The following is a 17,169-nucleotide window of genomic DNA, read 5'->3' as shown; positions in this document are numbered from 1 at the left end:
CATGAGCGCTCACGGTCAGGGTGGAAGCCACTGGTTCGACGACGAGGCCGGACCGGTCGTCCGTCCGTACGCCATGACGCGGGGCCGCACCACCAGTGCGGCCCAGCACCGCCTCGACCTGATCGCCGTGGTCGTCGCGGAGCCGCACGCCGACGACTTCGAGGACGACCCCACCCTCTCCCCGGAGCACGTCGACATCGTCGGCCTGTGCCGCGACGCCCCCCAGACGGTCGCCGAGATCGCCGCCGGACTCGACGTGCCGGTCGGCGTGGTCCGGGTACTCGTCGGTGACCTCGTGGACGCGGAACTCGTCCATGTGAACCGTCCGGTACCCCCGGCCGAGCTGCCGGACGAAAGTATTCTGCGCGACGTGATCAACGGCCTCCGGGCGCTGTGACCGGCGCGGAAGCGGGGTGGTGACGTGACAGGCTGGCAGTTCTGGGTCGATCGGGGAGGCACCTTCACCGACATCGTCGCGCGGCGCCCCGACGGCCGCCTGCTCACCCGCAAGGTGCTGTCCGACTACCCCGCCCCGGACCGCTCGGCACCGCCCGGGACCGACGCGGCGGTCGCCGGCGTCCGCGCGCTGCTGGCCGGCTCCGACGACCCGGTGGACGTCGTCCGCATGGGGACCACCGTCGCCACCAACGCCCTGCTCGAACGCAAGGGCGAGCGCACGCTGCTCGTCGTCACCCGTGGCTTCCGCGACGCCCTGCGCATCGCCTACCAGAACCGCCCGCACATCTTCGCGCGCCGCATCGACCTGCCCGAGCTGCTCCACGAACGCGTCGTCGAGGTGGACGAACGCGTCGCCGCCGACGGCACCGTCCTGCGCGCCCCCGACCTCGACGCCCTCACCGAACCGCTGAGGCAGGCGTACGACGACGGGATCCGGGCCGTCGCCGTGGTCTGCCTGCACAGCGACCGCCACCCCGCCCACGAGCGGGCCGTCGGGGAACTCGCCGCCCGCGTCGGCTTCCCGCAGATCTCCCTGTCCAGCGAGGTCAGCCCGCTGATGAAGCTGGTGCCGCGCGGGGACACCGCCGTCGTCGACGCCTACCTCTCACCGGTGCTGCGCCGCTATGTGCGCCAGGTCGCCGGCGCGCTGGAAGGCGTACGGCTGATGTTCATGCAGTCCAACGGCGGCCTCACCGAGGCCCGGCAGTTCCGCGGCAAGGACGCGATCCTGTCCGGACCGGCCGGCGGGATCGTCGGCATGGCCCGCATGTCGCAGCTCGCCGGCTTCGACCGTGTCATCGGCTTCGACATGGGCGGCACCTCCACCGACGTCTCCCACTTCGCCGGCGCGTACGAGCGCGTCTTCACCACGCGGATCTCCGGGGTCCGGCTGCGCGCGCCCATGCTCGACATCCACACCGTCGCCGCCGGCGGCGGCTCGGTCCTCCACTTCGACGGCTCCCGCTACCGCGTCGGCCCCGACTCGGCGGGCGCCGACCCCGGCCCCGCCTGCTACCGGCGCGGCGGCCCGCTCGCCGTCACCGACGCCAACGTCATGCTGGGCCGCATCCAGCCCGGCCACTTCCCCGCCGTGTTCGGACCCGACGGCGACCAGCCGCTCGACCGGGACGTGGTGCGCGAGCGCTTCACCGCCCTCGCCCGCGAGATCCACGAGCGCACCGGCGACGACCGCACCCCCGAACAGGTCGCCGAGGGCTATCTGCAGGTCGCGGTCGCCAACATCGCCGGCGCGGTGAAGCGGATCTCCGTGCAGAAGGGCCACGACATCACGCGGTACGCCCTCACCACCTTCGGCGGGGCGGGCGGACAGCACGCCTGCATGGTCGCCGACTCCCTCGGCATCCGTACCGTCCTGGTCCCGCCCATGGCCGGAGTGCTGTCCGCGCTCGGCATCGGCCTCGCCGACACCACCGCCATGCGGGAACGCTCCGTCGAGGCCCCCTTGGAACCCGCCGCGATGCCCGGCGTCCTCAGGACCGCCGACGACCTGGAGGCGGCCGCCCGCGCCGAGCTCCTCGCCGAGGACGTGCCCGCGGAACGCGTCGAGGTCACCCGCCGGGCCCAGCTCCGCTACGACGGCACCGACACCGCCCTCACCGTCGAGCTCACCGCACCCGGCACGATGCGCCGCGCCTTCGAGGAACGCCACCGCGCCACCTACTCCTTCACCCTCGACCGTCCGATCGTCGTCGAGGCGCTCTCCGTCGAAGCGACCGGCGTCACCGAACCCCCCGATCTCTCCGCCCTCGCCCCCCACCGCGACACCTCCCGCCCCGGCGCACCCGCCCCGCGCACCGTCCGCCTCCACACCAAGGGCGCCTGGCGCGACGTCCCCCTGCACCGCCGGGAGGACCTTCCCCCCGGACATTCCGTCACCGGCCCGGCGGTCGTCACCGAGTCCGGAGCGACGACCGTCGTCGACGACGGCTGGCGGGCCGAGGCGAACGACGACGGGCATCTGGTCATGGAACGCGCGACGGTCACGGAGAGTTCCGACGTCGACACGCAGGCCGACCCCGTCCTGCTCGAGGTCTTCAACAACCTCTTCATGTCCATCGCCGAGCAGATGGGCGCCCGCCTGGAGTCCACCGCCCAGTCCGTCAACATCAAGGAGCGCCTGGACTTCTCCTGCGCCCTCTTCGACTCCGACGGGAACCTGGTGGCCAACGCCCCGCACATCCCCGTCCACCTGGGCTCGATGGGCACCAGCGTCAAGGAGGTCGTCCGGCGGCGCGGCGCCGCCATGCGCCCCGGCGACACCTATGCCGTGAACGACCCGTACCACGGCGGCACCCACCTGCCCGACGTCACCGTGATCACCCCGGTCTTCGGGACCGGACCCGCGGGCGACACGGAGGGTGACGCTCCCAAGGTCCTCTTCCACGTCGCGTCACGCGGCCATCACGCCGAGATCGGCGGCATCACCCCGGGCTCCATGCCCGCCCACAGCCGCACCATCGACGAGGAGGGCGTCCTCTTCGACAACTGGCTGCTCACCGAGAACGGCCGGTTCCGCGAGGAGGAGACCCTCCGCCTGCTCACCGAGGCGCCCCACCCCTCCCGCAACCCCTCGACCAACCTCGCCGACCTGCGCGCCCAGATCGCCGCCAACCACAAGGGCGTCGAAGAGGTCGGCCGCATGATCGACACCTACGGCCTCGACGTCGTCCAGGCCTACATGCGGCACGTGCAGGACAACGCCGAGGAAGCGGTGCGCCGCGTCGTCGACGCCCTCGACGACGGCGAGTACACCTACGAGACCGACTCGGGCGCCGTCATCCGGGTACGGATCCGCGTCGACCACGACGCCCGCTCCGCGACCATCGACTTCAGCGGCACCTCCGCCCAGCTGCCCACCAACTTCAACGCACCCTTCTCCGTCGTCAACGCGGCCGTGCTGTACGTCTTCCGCACCCTCGTCGCCGATGACATCCCGCTCAACGACGGCTGCCTGCGTCCGCTCGACATCGTCGTCCCGCCCGGTTCCCTGCTGGCGCCGGAACCTCCGGCCGCCGTCGTCGCCGGCAACGTCGAGACCTCACAGGCCGTCACCGGCGCCCTCTACGCGGCGCTCGGCGTCCAGGCCGAAGGGTCCGGCACGATGAACAACGTCACCTTCGGCAACGCCCGCCACCAGTACTACGAGACCGTGGCGTCCGGCTCCGGAGCCGGCGACGGCTACCCGGGTGCCCCCGTCGTCCAGACCCACATGACCAACTCCCGGCTCACCGACCCGGAGATCCTGGAGTGGCGGCTGCCGGTCCGCCTGGAGGAGTTCGCCGTACGCCGGGGCAGCGGCGGCGCCGGGCGGTGGCGCGGCGGGGACGGAGCCGTACGGCGCATCCGCTTCCTGGAACCCATGACGGTCTCCACCCTGTCCCAGCACCGCCGGGTGCCGCCCTACGGCATGGCCGGAGGCGCCCCCGGCGCACCGGGCGCCAACCGGATCGAGCGGGCCGACGGCAGCGTCACCCGGCTCGCCGGCAGCGACGCGGCGGACGTCGGCACCGACGACGTACTCGTCATCGAAACCCCCGGCGGCGGGGGATACGGCCCGCCGCCCGACCTCCATCAAGCAGGAGAAGAGATCGATGATCTTCGGGCGTTCTGAGCGCGGCAAGCCCCCGGTCGAGCCCGTCACGCTCAAGATCCTCGTGGCCGGCGGCTTCGGCGTGGGCAAGACCACGCTCGTGGGCGCGGTCAGCGAGATCCGGCCGCTGCGCACCGAGGAACTCCTCACCGAGGCCGGGCGGCCGGTCGACGACACCAGCGGTGTCGAGGCGAAGAGCACCACCACGGTGGCCATGGACTTCGGCCGCATCACGCTGCGCGAGGACCTGGTGCTGTACCTCTTCGGCACCCCCGGACAGGAACGCTTCTGGTTCATGTGGGACGAACTGTCCGAGGGCGCCCTAGGAGCGGTCGTCCTCGCCGACACCCGGCGCCTGGAGGACTGCTTCGCCGCCGTCGACTACTTCGAGCGGCGCTCCATACCGTTCGTCGTCGGCGTCAACTGCTTCGAGGGATCCGCCCGTTACCCGGACGACGCCGTCCGGCGGGCCCTCGACCTGGACGACCACGTGCCGCTGGTGATGTGCGACGCGCGCGACCGCGAGTCGGTCAAGGAGGTCCTCGTCGGCGTCGTCCAGCACGCCATGACCGAGGCCGCGCGCCGGCGCAGCGCGGTCACCACCTGAGGACCGGCGCGGAACGCGGCCCGTGTCCCGTCCGACCGGGACACGGGCCGCCGCACGAGAGCAACCGCGCGCGCGTCGAGGAGCGGTGGAGCACCGCGCGCGTCGAGGTGCGGCGGAGCACCACGCGCGAGTGGACCTCAGTCCTCGCCCTCCTCCACCCAGCCGAGGCTCTTCTCCACCGCCTTGCGCCAGTTGCCGTACTCGCGGTCCCGTACGGACGCCGCCATGGCCGGTGTCCACTCCGCGTCCTTCTGCCAATGCGACTTCAGTTCGTCCAGGCCGTTCCACACCCCCGTCGCCAGTCCGGCCGCGTAGGCGGCGCCCAGGCAGGTCGTCTCCGAGACCCGGGGCCTGATCACCGGCACCCCGAGCACGTCCGCCTGGTGCTGCATCAGCAGGTCGTTCTTCGTCATGCCGCCGTCGACCTTGAGGGTGGTGATCCGCACCCCGGAGTCCTGGTACATGGCGTCGACGACCTCACGCGTCTGCCAGCTCGTCGCCTCCAGCACCGCGCGCGCGAGGTGGGCCTTGGTGACGTAACGGGTCAGACCCGTGACCACACCGCGCGCGTCGGAGCGCCAGTACGGCGCGAACAGGCCGGAGAAGGCGGGCACGATGTAGGCGCCGCCGTTGTCCTCGACGCTCGCCGCCAGCGGTTCGATCTCGTCCGCGGTGCGGATGATGCCGAGCTGGTCGCGGAACCACTGCACCAGCGCGCCGGTGATGGCGATCGACCCTTCCAGGCAGTAGACGGGCGCCTCCTCGCCGATCTTGTAGCCCATCGTGGTGAGCAGCCCGTTCTTCGACGGCACGGGCCGGCTGCCGGTGTTGAGGAGCAGGAAACTCCCGGTGCCGTAGGTGTTCTTGGCGGTGCCGACGTCGTAGCAGGCCTGCCCGAAGACCGCGGCCTGCTGGTCGCCCAGCGCGGAGGCCACGGGCACCCCGGCCAGCTGGCCCACGGCGGTGCCGTAGACCTCCGACGAGGACCGGATCTCCGGGAGCACGGCCTCCGGGACGTCCATCGCGTCCAGGATGGAGGGGTCCCACTGGAGGGTCTCCAGGTTCATCAGCATGGTGCGTCCGGCGTTGGTGACGTCGGTGACGTGCCGTCCGCCGTGGGTGCCGCCGGTGAGGTTCCAGATCAGCCAGGAGTCGATGGTGCCGAACGCGATCTCGCCGTTCTCCGCGCGGGCCCGCAGCCCGGGCACGTTGTCCAGCAGCCAGGCGGCCTTGGGCCCGGAGAAGTAGCTGGCGAGCGGCAGCCCGGTCTGCTCGCGGAACCGGTCCTGCCCGTCCGGGCCGCCCAGTCGGGCGCAGAGCCCGGCGGTCCTGGTGTCCTGCCACACGATGGCGTTGTGCACGGGCTTGCCCGTGGCCCGGTCCCACAGGACCGTCGTCTCACGCTGGTTGGTGATGCCGAGGGCGCTGAGCTGGTCCGCGCGCAGGCCCGCCTTGGCGAGCGCGCCGGCCACCACGGCCTGCACCTTGGACCAGATCTCCGTGGCGTCGTGCTCCACCCAGCCCGGCTTCGGGAAGATCTGGCGGTGCTCGCGCTGGTCGACGGCGACGATCGCGCCGTGCTGGTTGAAGACGATGCACCGGCTGGACGTGGTGCCCTGGTCGATCGCGGCGACGAACTTGTCCGTCATGACGTCCCCTTCGTCGGTTCTGCCGTCGGTCCTGCGGAGTCAGAAGGCTGCGTTGAACACGAGCCCGGACAGCGCCCCGCCGATGAGCGGCCCCACGACGGGAACCCACGCGTACCCCCAGTCCGAGGTGCCCTTGCGGGGGATCGGGAGCAGCGCGTGCACGATGCGCGGGCCGAGGTCACGGGCCGGGTTGATGGCGTATCCGGTGGGGCCGCCGAGCGACAGGCCGATGCCCACGACCAGGAACGACACGATGAGGATCGAGGTGCCCGACTCGCCGAGCCCCTTGGTGAGACCGAACGCCAGGATCGGCAGCACCAGACCCATGGTCGCGATGATCTCGGTGACGAGGTTGGCGACCGGGCGGCGGATCGCCGGGGTGGTGGAGAAGACACCGAGCGTCGGCTGGGAGATGTCCTCCTCGGCGTTCGCCTCGAACTGCGCGTAGTAGACCAGCCAGCACAGCACGGCGCCGAGCATGGCGCCGGCCATCTGTCCGGCCACGTAGACGGGGACCTTGTCCCACTCGCCGGTGTCGACGGCGATCCCGAGGGTGACCGCCGGGTTGAGGTGGCCCCCGGACAGCGGGGCCGCGGTGTACGCCCCGGCCATCACGCCGAAGCCCCAGCCCAGCGCGATGACCACCCAGCCGGCGTCCTTCGCCTTCGAGTAGTTGAGGACGACGGCGGCGACCACGCCGGCGCCGAAGAGGATGAGGATGGCGGTGCCGATGACCTCGCCGACGAATATGTCTCCGTTGCTCATGGCGGCTCCTGGGCCGGGGCCCAGGACGGTCGGCCCCGGACCTCATGTGCAGGGTGCGTTCCCGTGGCGACTTCGGCCGAAGGCAGGGAGGATCCGCGCCCCGCCCGGCGTCCGTGACGAGCGTGCCGTCGCAGCCGCACCGCCCGTGGGGAGTCCTGGCGTCGCTGGGGACGCCTGCCGTGGCGCACCAGAATGCGCCGAGATGTACGGCGATGTCGACCGACACCGGAAGTGTTCACCGGCGCTCAGAAGGCGTCAAGGTCGGTGACAGAACGGGTCGGGGCGCCTGCTTCCGCACGGTGGCCCCCGTCTGATAGATGCAGGGGACATGACACGTTCTCCGCGCGCGGTACGCGCCCTGGTCACCACCCTCGCCGCCCTGCTCACCGCGACCGCGGCGGCCGCCCCCGCCCGGTCGGCCCCCGAACCCAAGGCGCCCCGCGACTTCGTGGCCCTCCACAGCGTCGACCCGACGATCCTGCACGAGATCCGCTACGTCACCCCGCACAACTTCGTCGGCGAGCGCATCGACGGCTACCGGCAGCCCCTGTGCATCCTCACCCGCCCCGCCGCCGAGGCCCTGCGCACCGCCCAGCGACGGCTTCTCCCGCAGGGCTACTCCCTCAAGGTGTACGACTGCTACCGGCCCCAGCGCGCCGTGGACCACTTCGTGCGCTGGGCCGAGGACCTCGACGACCAGACCATGAAGGCCGAGTTCTACCCCGACGTCGACAAGACCCGCCTGTTCGCCGACGGTTACATCGCGGAGAAGTCCGGCCACAGCCGCGGCTCGACGGTCGACCTCACCCTCGTGAAGCTCCCGGCCCGCCCCACCCGGCCCTACCACCCCGGCGAGCCGCTCACCCCCTGCTTCGCGCCCAAGGGCAAGCGGTTTCCCGACAACTCCGTGGACATGGGCACCGGTTACGACTGCTTCGACACCCTCAGCCACACCCTCGACCCGCGCGTCACGGGCGTCCAGCACGCCAACCGGATGCTGCTCAAGAACACCCTCGAGGACCTCGGCTTCGTGAACCTCGCCGAGGAGTGGTGGCACTACACCTTCAAGCCCGAGGCGTACCCCGACACCTACTTCGACTTCCCTGTGTCCCACAGGTCCGTCGCCGGCCACCGCTGAACCGCCCTCCCGGGGACGCCCCTTCCGCCATCGGATACAGTCCCGCGCGTGTCCGATAATCATGCTCCCAACTCGGCGGCGGCTTCCCACTGTTCGTCCTGCGGCACGCCCTACGGAGCGGGCGTCTCCGACTGGCCGCGCACCTGCCCCGCCTGCGGCACCGTGGCCTACCGCAACCCGCTCCCCGTCGCCGTCGCCCTCCAGCCCGTGTACGACGCCCAGGGCACCTCCCTGGTCGTCGTCACCCGGGCCATCCCGCCCGCGAACGGCGGAGCGGCCCTGCCCGGCGGCTACATCGACCACGGCGAGGACTGGCGCCACGCCGTCGTCCGCGAACTCAAGGAGGAAACCGGCATCGACGCGGCGAGCCGCGACGTACGCCTGGCCGACGCCATGAGCGCCCCCGACGGCCACCTGCTGCTCTTCGGACTGCTGCCCGAGCGCCCGGCGGACGGCCTGCCCGCCTCCGCGCCCACCGACGAGACCACGGGCACGCACCTGCTGCGCCGCCCCGAGGAACTCGCCTTCCCGCTGCACACCCTCGCGGTACGCGCCTTCTTCGAGGGCCGCTACATCTGACCCGCGGGCCGGCCGAGCCCGCGGACCCGCACCGGCCAGGACGGCTCACGAGCGCCGTCCTCGGCCTCCCGCCGTACCACGACCCGTGATCCCGACCAGGTCACCGAGTACCGCTCGATCTCCGGCTCCACCCCGCCGTCGCCGGTGTCCGGCACCACCAGCCCGCCCCCGCTCCGGCCCGGGGCGGGCGCCCACACCTCCAGCTCCGTCCCGCCGTCCTCACCGCGCACCGCGATCACCGCACCCGCACGCGCGAACACCGGTATCCGCCCCAGCGGCGCGTCGACCGGCACCCTCACCGGCCCCTCGTACACCCGCTCCGTCGCCGTGTCGTACCACCGCCCGCGCGGCAGCCGCACCTCCCGCCGGACCACGCCCGGCTCGACCACCGGCGCCACCAGCATCGCGTCACCCAGCAGGAAGGCGTCCTCGCAGTCCCGCAACGAACGCTCCTCCGGAGCCGCCCACCACACCGGCCGTACGACGGGCGCACCCGTACGCCGCGCCAGATGCGCCGTCGTCATGAAGTACGGCAGGAGACGCCGCCGTTCGAGCAGCGCCACGCGCGCGTGCTCCAGCACCTCGGCGCCGTACTCCCACGGCCCGCCCTCCGCCGGCGCACCGGCCCGCGTGCGCAGCAACGGCAGGTGGGCGGCCAACTGGAGCCGCCGCACGTACAGTTCCGGCGAGCGCTCCCTGCCGGCGCCTGCGACGTCCGCCCCCGAGAAGGGCACCCCGCACAACCCCAGCCCGAGCACCAGCGCCAGCGACGCCCGCAGCCCCGGCCACCCCGCCGCCCCCCCGTCCGACCAGATCCCGCCGTAACGCTGCTGTCCCGCCCACCCGGACCGGGACAGCACGAACGGCCGCTCACCGGACGCCCCGTCGTCCCGCAGCCCCTCGTACGCCGCCCGGGCCAGGCACAGCCCGTACACGTTGTGCGCCTCCCGCCCGGCCGCGGCGGGGGAGTCGAGCGTGTGCCACACCCCCGCGAAGCCCCGCGCCGTCCGCTCCGCGTACCAGCCGCCCCACCAGGTCCGCACGCGCGCGTCCGTGAGGTCCGGGAGCACCGTCTCGCCGCGCCGGTCCACCGCGCGCGCCACCTCCCCGGACCCGTCCCGCACGAAGGCCTCCCGGCGCGTCCCCTCCTCGTACACACCGCCGCCGGGCAGCACCGCGACGGCCGGGGCCACGACCGACACCAGCCGGATCCCCTCCCGCCGCAGCTCGTCCGCGAGGACCGGCAGCTTCGGGAAACGCTCCTGATCGACCGTGAACACCCGGCGCGCGTCCAGATGGCCGGCCCCCAGGTGCACGGCGTCCAGCGGCAGCCCGTGCTCCCGGTGGTCCGCGACCGCCCGCCGCACCTCGTCCTCACCGCCCGAGCCCTCCCGTACCTGGTGATGCCCGAACGCCCACGCCGGAGGCAGCGCCGGCGCCCCCGTCAGCGACGCCCACGCCAGCAGGACCCGCGCCGGCGTACCGACCATCACCCAGCCGCGCGCCGGACCGCCCTCCATGCGCAGCTCGCTCGTCCCCGCACGGTCGTGCCCGGAACCGGCACCCTCCTCACCCTCCCGCAGCGTCACCGTGCCGTCCCACGGATTGTCGTGGAACACCAGATGCGTGCCCGCGTCGGCCACCACCAGCTGCACCGGCATCGTCACCGGCGACGCGCCGGTCCCGTCCCCTGGCACCTTGTTCCACAGACGATGGACCCCGTCCCGCAGCCTGGGCCCGTCCGTCCGCCCCCCGAGGCCGAAGAAACGCGCGTCCGCCGGCACCTCCGAACGCTGCAACCAGCGCGCCGCGCCGCCGTCCGCCGGCTCCCACCAGCGCGGCGGCAGATCCCGCCGCAGGGTCACACCGCCGGGCGTGAGCACCTCCACCGCGCCGTGCCGCGACACCGCGACCGTCACGCGCTCGGCGACCACACGCCAGCCGCCGTCCGTGTCCGGCTCCAGCTCCGCCCGTGGGTCGTGCTCGGGACAGGGACCGGCCAGCGCGTACGACGGCTCCGGACCCGACCCGTCCCAGCCCCAGAACACCGCACCGTTCACCGCGACGAGGATCCGCAGCTCCGACCGGGCGAACCTGATCACACCCCCGCCCGGCCCCGGCTCCACCTCCCGCACGGCCCCCGGCACCCGGGCCCGCACCGGCCCCCGAGGCCCCGGCCCGGTGGCGTCGGCCCGCCGCCTGCGCCACGCTGCCCGTACCGTGCGCAACCCCCGCGCCACACCCGCCACACCGACCGAGAACCACGAACGCACCAGGTCACGACCGTCCATGTTGCTCACCCTGCCATCGACCGAGCCCCGCAAGCGTGGCGTTCAACTCCCGTTCACCCGTGATCGGACCACATCCTCACGACAGGGACTATGTGGGGGGCACCCTGGTGCAGAAGTCGATCACATGGCATCGTCCCTGTCAGCCGCGTCACGCGCACACCCCAGCCCGTGCGCGGAGGACGCACACGACGCGCACAGTCCGGGAGCCGCCCCATGACGACCGTGAACCCTCAGCCGCTCTGGCAGCCGACACCGGAACGCATCGACCGGGCACGCATCACCCGGTTCCAGGCCTGGGCCGCCCAGCATCACGGCGCCCCCGCCGACGGCGGGTACGCGGCGCTCCACCAGTGGTCCGTGGAGGAACTGGAGACCTTCTGGCAAGCGGTCACGGAGTGGTTCGGCGTCCGCTTCTCCACGCCCTACGAGCGCGTCCTCGCCGACCGCTCCATGCCCGGCGCCCGGTGGTTCCCCGGAGCCACCCTCAACTACGCCGAACACGCCCTGCGCGCGGTCGAGTCCCGCGCCGACGAGCCGGCACTCCTCCACGTGGACGAGACCCACGAACCCCGCCCCGTGACCTGGGCCGAACTGCGCCGCCAGGTCGGCTCCCTCGCCGCCGAACTGCGCGCCCTCGACGTGCGCCCCGGCGACCGCGTCAGCGGCTACCTCCCGAACATCCCGCAGGCCGTCGTCGCCTTCCTCGCCACCGCGGCCGTCGGCGGCGTGTGGACCTCCTGCGCCCCCGACTTCGGCGCCCGCAGCGTCCTCGACCGCTTCCAGCAGGTCGAACCGGTCGTCCTGTTCACCGTGGACGGCTACCGCTACGGCGGCAAGGAGCACGACCGCCGCGACGTCGTCGCCGAACTCCGCCGCGAGCTGCCCTCCGTGCGCGCCGTCGTGCACATCCCGCTGCTCGGCACCGAGGCCCCCGACGGCGCGCTGGAGTGGTCCGCCCTCACCGCCGCCGACACCGAGCCGGTCTTCGAACAGGTGCCCTTCGACCACCCGCTGTGGGTGCTCTACTCCTCCGGCACCACCGGCCTGCCCAAGGCCATCGTCCAGTCCCAGGGCGGCATCCTCGTCGAGCACCTCAAACAGCTCGGCCTGCACTGCGACCTCGGAGCCGAGGACCGCTTCTTCTGGTACACCTCGACCGGCTGGATGATGTGGAACTTCCTCGTCTCCGGCCTCCTCACCGGCACCACGATCGTCCTCTACGACGGCAGCCCCGGGTACCCCGACACCGGCGCCCAGTGGCGCATCGCCGAACGCACCGGCGCCACCCTCTACGGCACCTCCGCCGCGTACGTCATGGCGTGCCGCAAGGCCGGCGTCCATCCCGCACGCGACCACGACCTGTCCACGGTGAAGTGCGTGGCCACCACCGGCTCCCCGCTGCCGCCCGACGGCTTCCGCTGGCTGCACGACGAGGTACGCGAAGACCTGTGGATCGCCTCCGTCAGCGGCGGCACCGACGTCTGCTCCTGCTTCGCCGGAGCCGTCCCCACCCTCCCCGTCCACGTCGGCGAGCTCCAGGCCCCCTGCCTGGGCACCGACCTGCAGTCCTGGGACCCCAGCGGCAAACCCCTCACCGACGAGGTCGGCGAACTCGTGGTCACCAACCCCATGCCGTCCATGCCCATCCACTTCTGGAACGACCCCGACGGCAGCCGCTACCACGACAGCTACTTCGACACCTATCCCGGCGTCTGGCGCCACGGCGACTGGATCACCCTCACCTCACGGGGCTCCGTCGTCATCCACGGGCGCTCCGACTCCACCCTCAACCGCCAGGGCGTCCGCATGGGCTCCGCCGACATCTACGAGGCGGTGGAACGGCTCCCCGAGATCAGGGAGTCCCTCGTCGTCGGCATCGAACAGCCCGACGGCGGCTACTGGATGCCGCTCTTCGTGCACCTCGCGCCCGGCGCCACCCTGGACGACGACCTGCTCGGACGCATCAAGCAGACCATCCGCACCCAGCTCTCACCGCGGCACGTCCCCGACGAGGTCATCGAGGTGCCCGGCATCCCGCACACCCTCACCGGCAAGCGCATCGAGGTCCCGGTCAAACGCCTCCTCCAGGGCACCCCGCTCGAGAAGGCCGTCAACCCCGGCTCCATCGACAACCTCGACCTGCTCGCCCACTACCAGGAACTGTCCCGCACCCGCCCCTGATCCGCCCCCCGGACCGGACCGCCGCCGTCTCCTCCGCCCGTTGTCAGTGCCGCCGATTACTGTCAGTGAGCATTGATCGACCATGCAGAGGGGGAGACATGGCGTACACCGACCACCGCACCCTGCGACGCGTCCTGCGCCGCGAGATCGCCGGCACCATCGGCCTGCTGACCGACGAACACGACTTCCGCGCCATGCGGCGCTACGACACCTTCGTCTTCGACGACCACGCGACCTACCTGAAACACGTGGAAGCGGTCCTGCGCACCCGCGCCCTCCAGGGCAGCCACACCACGGTGGCCCTCTTCGACCCCGAGGAGTACGCCGAGTACTGCGCGCAGCGCGGCCTCGACCCCGACAGCCACCTCAGCCGCACCCGCTTCACCGCCGAGCGCGCCGCCACCGGCCCCGCCGTCCCCTACGACGGCCGGCCGCTGACCGACCTCATGACCACCCTCGTCGACGAAGCCGTCCGCAGCGCCACCTGGGAGTACGCCACCACCCTCCTCGCCCGCCTCGGCCCCTGCGCCTCCTGCGGCGAGGACCTCGGACACGCGGCCTTCGCCCGCGCCTCCCACCTCGTGTCCCGCATCCTCGACACCGCCCCACCAGGCGACCGCCACCTCGTCTGCAGCGTCGCCGGACCACCCGAATCCCTGGTGGCCGTACTGCACGCGGACGACACCGACGACGGCGTACGCATCGACGAGACCGAGGCCCTGGAGTTCACCACCGTCCTCGCCGTCGGCCTCGCCACCGACAGTCCCGGCGGCCTCGTGATGCGCGCCAGCACACCGGGCGCCCCCGACCGCATCCATGGCTGGCGCCTGCGCTCCCACGCCCTCGTCCCTCTCACCGCCGGAGAGGTCTTCGACGCCTACTGCACCGACGCAGAGACCGGCGAGATCATCCCGCCCGAGTCCAACGTCGACTACTGCGCGTCACCCCACCTCACCGACGACGACATCGGCCCGCACCACCGGCACTGAGCGCACAGCACAAGGGGCGCCCCACGTCAGTGGAGCGCCCCAGGGCACAAAGACAGGCGCACGCTACTCGCCCGACAGCACCGCCTGCGCCGCGTTCCGCGCGTCCTCGGCGCTGTCGGCGGCCCGGGCGGCCGCGGCGGCCCGCTCGCACTGCGCCAGCGTGAACTTCGCCAGCGCGGCACGCACGTAAGGAATGGACGCCGCACCCATCGAGAGGGAGGTGACACCCAGCCCCGTCAGCACACACGCCAACAGAGGATCCGACGCGGCCTCACCGCACACACCGCAGCTCTTGCCCTCGGCCCGCGCCGCCTCGGCGGACAGCGCGACCAGGTCGAGCAGCGCAGGCTGCCAGGGGTCCTGCAGCCGGGACACCGCGCCCACCTGACGGTCCGCGGCGAACGTGTACTGCGCCAGGTCGTTCGTCCCCAGCGACAGGAACTCCACCTCCTGCAGCACCGAGCGGGCCCGCAGCGCCGCCGAGGGAATCTCGACCATCGCACCGAACTTCGCCCGCAGCCCGGCCTCCCGGCACGCGTCCGCGAAGGCCTTGGCGTCGGCCCGGTCCGCCACCATCGGGGCCATCACGTCGAGGTGGACGGGCAGCCCCTCCGCGGCCTTGGCCAGCGCCGTCAGCTGGGTGCGCAGCACCTCGGGGTGGTCGAGCAGGGACCGCAGACCGCGCACGCCCAGCGCCGGGTTCGGCTCGTCGGCCGGGGTGAGGAAGTCCAGCGGCTTGTCCGCCCCCGCGTCGAGCACCCGCACCACGACCCGACCCTCGGGGAAGGCTTCGAGCACCTGCCGGTAGGCCTCGACCTGCTTCTCCTCGGAGGGAGCGTTCTCGCTGTCGTCCAGGAACAGGAACTCGGTACGGAACAGACCGACGCCCTCGGCGCCCGCCTCCACCGCGGCCGCCACGTCCGCGGGCCCACCGATGTTGGCCAGCAGCGGCACCTTGTGCCCGTCGGCCGTCGCACCCGGCCCGGTCGACGCGGCCAGCGCCGCCTTCCGCTCGGCGGCCGCCGCCTCCAGCGAGGCCCTGCGCTCGTCGGTGGGGTTCACGAAGATCTCGCCCGAGCTGCCGTCGACCGCTATCAGCGTGCCTTCGGCGATCTCACCGGCACCCGGAAGGGCGACGACCGCCGGCACGCCCAGCGCGCGCGCCAGGATCGCGCTGTGACTGGTGGGCCCGCCCTCCTCGGTGACGAAGCCCAGCACCAGCGTCGGGTCCAGCAGCGCCGTGTCGGCCGGCGCCAGATCACGGGCGACCAGGACGTACGGCTCGTCGCTGTCCGGCACACCCGGCATGGGGACGCCGAGCAGCCGCGCCACGATGCGGTTGCGCACGTCGTCGAGGTCGGCCACCCTGCCCGCCAGGTACTCTCCCGCGTTCGCCAGCAGCTCCCGGTACGAGGCGAACGCGTCGTAGACGCCACGCTCGGCGGAACTGCCGACGGCGATGCGCCGCTCCACATCGGCGATCAGCTCGGGGTCCTGGGCCATCAGGGCCTGCGCCTCGAGCACCGCCTGCGCCTCGCCCCCGGCGAGGTTGCCGCGCGCCGTCAGATCGGCGGCGACCGCTTCCACGGCCTGCCGGGCGCGCTGCTGCTCACGCTCCGCCTCTTCCGCCGGGATCTGCTTGGCCGGCGGTTCCAGCACCGCCGTGCCCATGTGCCGAACCTCGCCGATCGCCACTCCGTGGCTCACGCCGACGCCTCGCAGCGTTGTCTCCATCTCACCCGTCTCCGATAAAGCGGCGGGTCCCGCCGCAGCGTTCGTTGTCCTTGTGCCGTCGCGGGACGGCGCCGCGTCACTGCCAGGAGAAGAGCGCGTCGCCCATCTTCACGTCACCGTCTTCACGGAGCTCGGAGAGGGCGTCCGCGGTGGCCTCCAAGGCCACGACCGGGCACACCGGGGACTTGCCGGCGGCCTCGACGGCGGCAGGGTCCCAGCGGACGATGCCCTGGCCGCGCCGCACGGTGTCGCCCTTGTTGACGAGCAGCTCAAAACCCTCGCCGTTGAGCTGAACGGTGTCGATGCCGAGGTGGGTGAGGACGCCGTGGCCGTTCTCGTCGACGACGACGAACGCGTGCGGGTGAAGAGAGACGATCACGCCGTCGACGGGGGAGACGGCCTCGGAAGGCTCCCGCACGGGGTCGATCGCGGTGCCGGGGCCGACCATGGCGCCGGAGAAAACCGGGTCGGGCACGGCGGCCAGGCCGATGGCCCGGCCTGCGAGCGGGGACGTCACGGTGGTCATGGGAAGCCTCCCAAGTGGTGGAGATCTGTACGAGCGCCGTCACTGGCTGTCTCCGGCGTGCTGTTCAGCAGGGTATGTCATGTGACGTACCGGTTCCGGGGGACAGGTCCAGGTCTGTGGTCCAGACAAGAGGTCTAGACCACCCACCCTAATCGATTTGCACGGCGCCTGCGACCCCGTGTACAGTTCTAAACCTGCCTGGGGCTGAGGGACGCACACACGCCTCCTGGACGCCGGGCAGCAATCCAACTCGTCAGACCCTCTCCTTGGATCGCTTTCTGCATGTCTGCAGGACGGTGGTCAGAGGGCCGGAAAAACCCTGATAGAGTTTGGAAACACCGAAGGGAAGCGCCCGGAGGAAAGCCCGAGAGGGTGAGTACAAAGGAAGCGTCCGTTCCTTGAGAACTCAACAGCGTGCCAAAAGTCAACGCCAGATATGTTGATACCCCGTCCATCCGGTTTCGGATGGTCGAGGTTCCTTTGAAATAAACACAGCGAGGACGCTGTGAACGTCGGGACTATTCCTCCCGACGTTCCGCTCTCGTGTGTGTGCACCGGATTACCGGTAAACATTCACGGAGAGTTTGATCCTGGCTCAGGACGAACGCTGGCGGCGTGCTTAACACATGCAAGTCGAACGA

12 protein-coding genes and 1 rRNA gene are annotated in these 17,169 nt (G+C 72.0%); 8 read left to right on the top strand and 5 right to left on the bottom strand.

The features are described from left to right. Position 1 precedes the first annotated feature (1 nt). From ACIF8S_RS22575 to ACIF8S_RS22565, 3 genes are read left to right on the top strand one after another with little or no spacing between them, the layout of a single operon-like run. Positions 2–397 (top strand): DUF742 domain-containing protein, encoded by a 396-nt coding sequence (locus tag ACIF8S_RS22575; RefSeq protein ID WP_400001242.1) that lies wholly within the window; start codon positions 2–4, stop codon positions 395–397. 24 nt (positions 398–421) lie between these two features. Beyond that, positions 422–4,090, top strand: coding sequence for a hydantoinase B/oxoprolinase family protein (locus tag ACIF8S_RS22570; RefSeq protein WP_400001240.1), 3,669 nt, complete (start codon positions 422–424; stop codon positions 4,088–4,090). Next, positions 4,071–4,676, top strand: coding sequence for an ATP/GTP-binding protein (locus ACIF8S_RS22565; protein WP_024887293.1), 606 nt, complete (start codon positions 4,071–4,073; stop codon positions 4,674–4,676). Before ACIF8S_RS22570 ends, ACIF8S_RS22565 begins: the two co-directional genes overlap by 20 nt. Positions 4,677–4,813: 137 nt before the next feature. On the opposite strand, the gene glpK is transcribed toward ACIF8S_RS22565, so the two are convergent. Further along, the gene (glpK, locus tag ACIF8S_RS22560; protein ID WP_400001239.1) at positions 4,814–6,325 is read right to left on the bottom strand and encodes a glycerol kinase GlpK; all 1,512 of its coding nucleotides are present in this window, start codon (positions 6,323–6,325) and stop codon (positions 4,814–4,816) included. A 39-nt stretch (positions 6,326–6,364) separates the two neighbouring features. Then, positions 6,365–7,090: an MIP/aquaporin family protein gene (locus ACIF8S_RS22555; RefSeq protein ID WP_356793919.1), complete on the bottom strand. Its 726-nt coding sequence runs from the start codon at positions 7,088–7,090 to the stop codon at positions 6,365–6,367. Between the two features lie 328 nt (positions 7,091–7,418). Between ACIF8S_RS22555 and ACIF8S_RS22550 the strand changes: the two genes are divergently transcribed. Next, positions 7,419–8,228 (top strand): M15 family metallopeptidase, encoded by an 810-nt coding sequence (locus tag ACIF8S_RS22550; protein WP_400001237.1) that lies wholly within the window; start codon positions 7,419–7,421, stop codon positions 8,226–8,228. A 48-nt stretch (positions 8,229–8,276) separates the two neighbouring features. Further along, positions 8,277–8,807: an NUDIX domain-containing protein gene (locus ACIF8S_RS22545; protein ID WP_400001235.1), complete on the top strand. Its 531-nt coding sequence runs from the start codon at positions 8,277–8,279 to the stop codon at positions 8,805–8,807. On the opposite strand, the gene ACIF8S_RS22540 is transcribed toward ACIF8S_RS22545, so the two are convergent. Continuing rightward, positions 8,798–11,098, bottom strand: coding sequence for a glycoside hydrolase family 31 protein (locus tag ACIF8S_RS22540; RefSeq protein ID WP_400001234.1), 2,301 nt, complete (start codon positions 11,096–11,098; stop codon positions 8,798–8,800). The two genes, ACIF8S_RS22545 and ACIF8S_RS22540, sit on opposite strands and share 10 nt — an antisense overlap. 213 nt (positions 11,099–11,311) lie before the next feature. Between ACIF8S_RS22540 and ACIF8S_RS22535 the strand changes: the two genes are divergently transcribed. Continuing rightward, positions 11,312–13,279 (top strand): acetoacetate--CoA ligase, encoded by a 1,968-nt coding sequence (locus ACIF8S_RS22535; RefSeq protein ID WP_400001233.1) that lies wholly within the window; start codon positions 11,312–11,314, stop codon positions 13,277–13,279. 98 nt (positions 13,280–13,377) lie between these two features. After that, positions 13,378–14,268 (top strand): hypothetical protein, encoded by an 891-nt coding sequence (locus ACIF8S_RS22530; protein ID WP_400001231.1) that lies wholly within the window; start codon positions 13,378–13,380, stop codon positions 14,266–14,268. Positions 14,269–14,331: 63 nt separating this feature from the next. On the opposite strand, the gene ptsP is transcribed toward ACIF8S_RS22530, so the two are convergent. Together ptsP and ACIF8S_RS22520 are read right to left on the bottom strand one after the other, a co-directional pair. Then, positions 14,332–16,002: a phosphoenolpyruvate--protein phosphotransferase gene (gene ptsP / locus ACIF8S_RS22525; protein ID WP_400001229.1), complete on the bottom strand. Its 1,671-nt coding sequence runs from the start codon at positions 16,000–16,002 to the stop codon at positions 14,332–14,334. A gap of 76 nt (positions 16,003–16,078) precedes the next feature. Beyond that, on the bottom strand, positions 16,079–16,528 hold the full coding sequence (locus ACIF8S_RS22520; protein ID WP_400001227.1) for a PTS glucose transporter subunit IIA: 450 nt from the start codon (positions 16,526–16,528) through the stop codon (positions 16,079–16,081). Between the two features lie 572 nt (positions 16,529–17,100). On the opposite strand from ACIF8S_RS22520, the gene ACIF8S_RS22515 reads away from it, so the two are divergent. Beyond that, positions 17,101–17,169 (top strand): 16S ribosomal RNA (locus tag ACIF8S_RS22515); the annotation flags it as partial.

It is taken from the genome of Streptomyces sp. NPDC085937 (assembly GCF_044540535.1).
GTDB lineage: Bacteria > Actinomycetota > Actinomycetes > Streptomycetales > Streptomycetaceae > Streptomyces.
This window is presented reverse-complemented; position numbering and strand designations above follow the sequence as displayed.

What these genes read in the sequence shown, in the direction of transcription:
- ACIF8S_RS22565 (WP_024887293.1), top strand. Translation starts at nt 4,071, where the DNA reads ATGATCTTCGGGCGTTCTGAGCGCGGCAAGCCCCCGGTCGAGCCCGTC.
- ACIF8S_RS22550 (WP_400001237.1), top strand. Translation starts at nt 7,419, where the DNA reads ATGACACGTTCTCCGCGCGCGGTACGCGCCCTGGTCACCACCCTCGCC.
- ACIF8S_RS22535 (WP_400001233.1), top strand. Translation starts at nt 11,312, where the DNA reads ATGACGACCGTGAACCCTCAGCCGCTCTGGCAGCCGACACCGGAACGC.
- ptsP (WP_400001229.1), bottom strand. Translation starts at nt 16,002, where the DNA reads ATGGAGACAACGCTGCGAGGCGTCGGCGTGAGCCACGGAGTGGCGATC.
- ACIF8S_RS22540 (WP_400001234.1), bottom strand. Translation starts at nt 11,098, where the DNA reads ATGGACGGTCGTGACCTGGTGCGTTCGTGGTTCTCGGTCGGTGTGGCG.
- ACIF8S_RS22575 (WP_400001242.1), top strand. Translation starts at nt 2, where the DNA reads ATGAGCGCTCACGGTCAGGGTGGAAGCCACTGGTTCGACGACGAGGCC.
- ACIF8S_RS22555 (WP_356793919.1), bottom strand. Translation starts at nt 7,090, where the DNA reads ATGAGCAACGGAGACATATTCGTCGGCGAGGTCATCGGCACCGCCATC.
- glpK (WP_400001239.1), bottom strand. Translation starts at nt 6,325, where the DNA reads ATGACGGACAAGTTCGTCGCCGCGATCGACCAGGGCACCACGTCCAGC.
- ACIF8S_RS22520 (WP_400001227.1), bottom strand. Translation starts at nt 16,528, where the DNA reads ATGACCACCGTGACGTCCCCGCTCGCAGGCCGGGCCATCGGCCTGGCC.
- ACIF8S_RS22530 (WP_400001231.1), top strand. Translation starts at nt 13,378, where the DNA reads ATGGCGTACACCGACCACCGCACCCTGCGACGCGTCCTGCGCCGCGAG.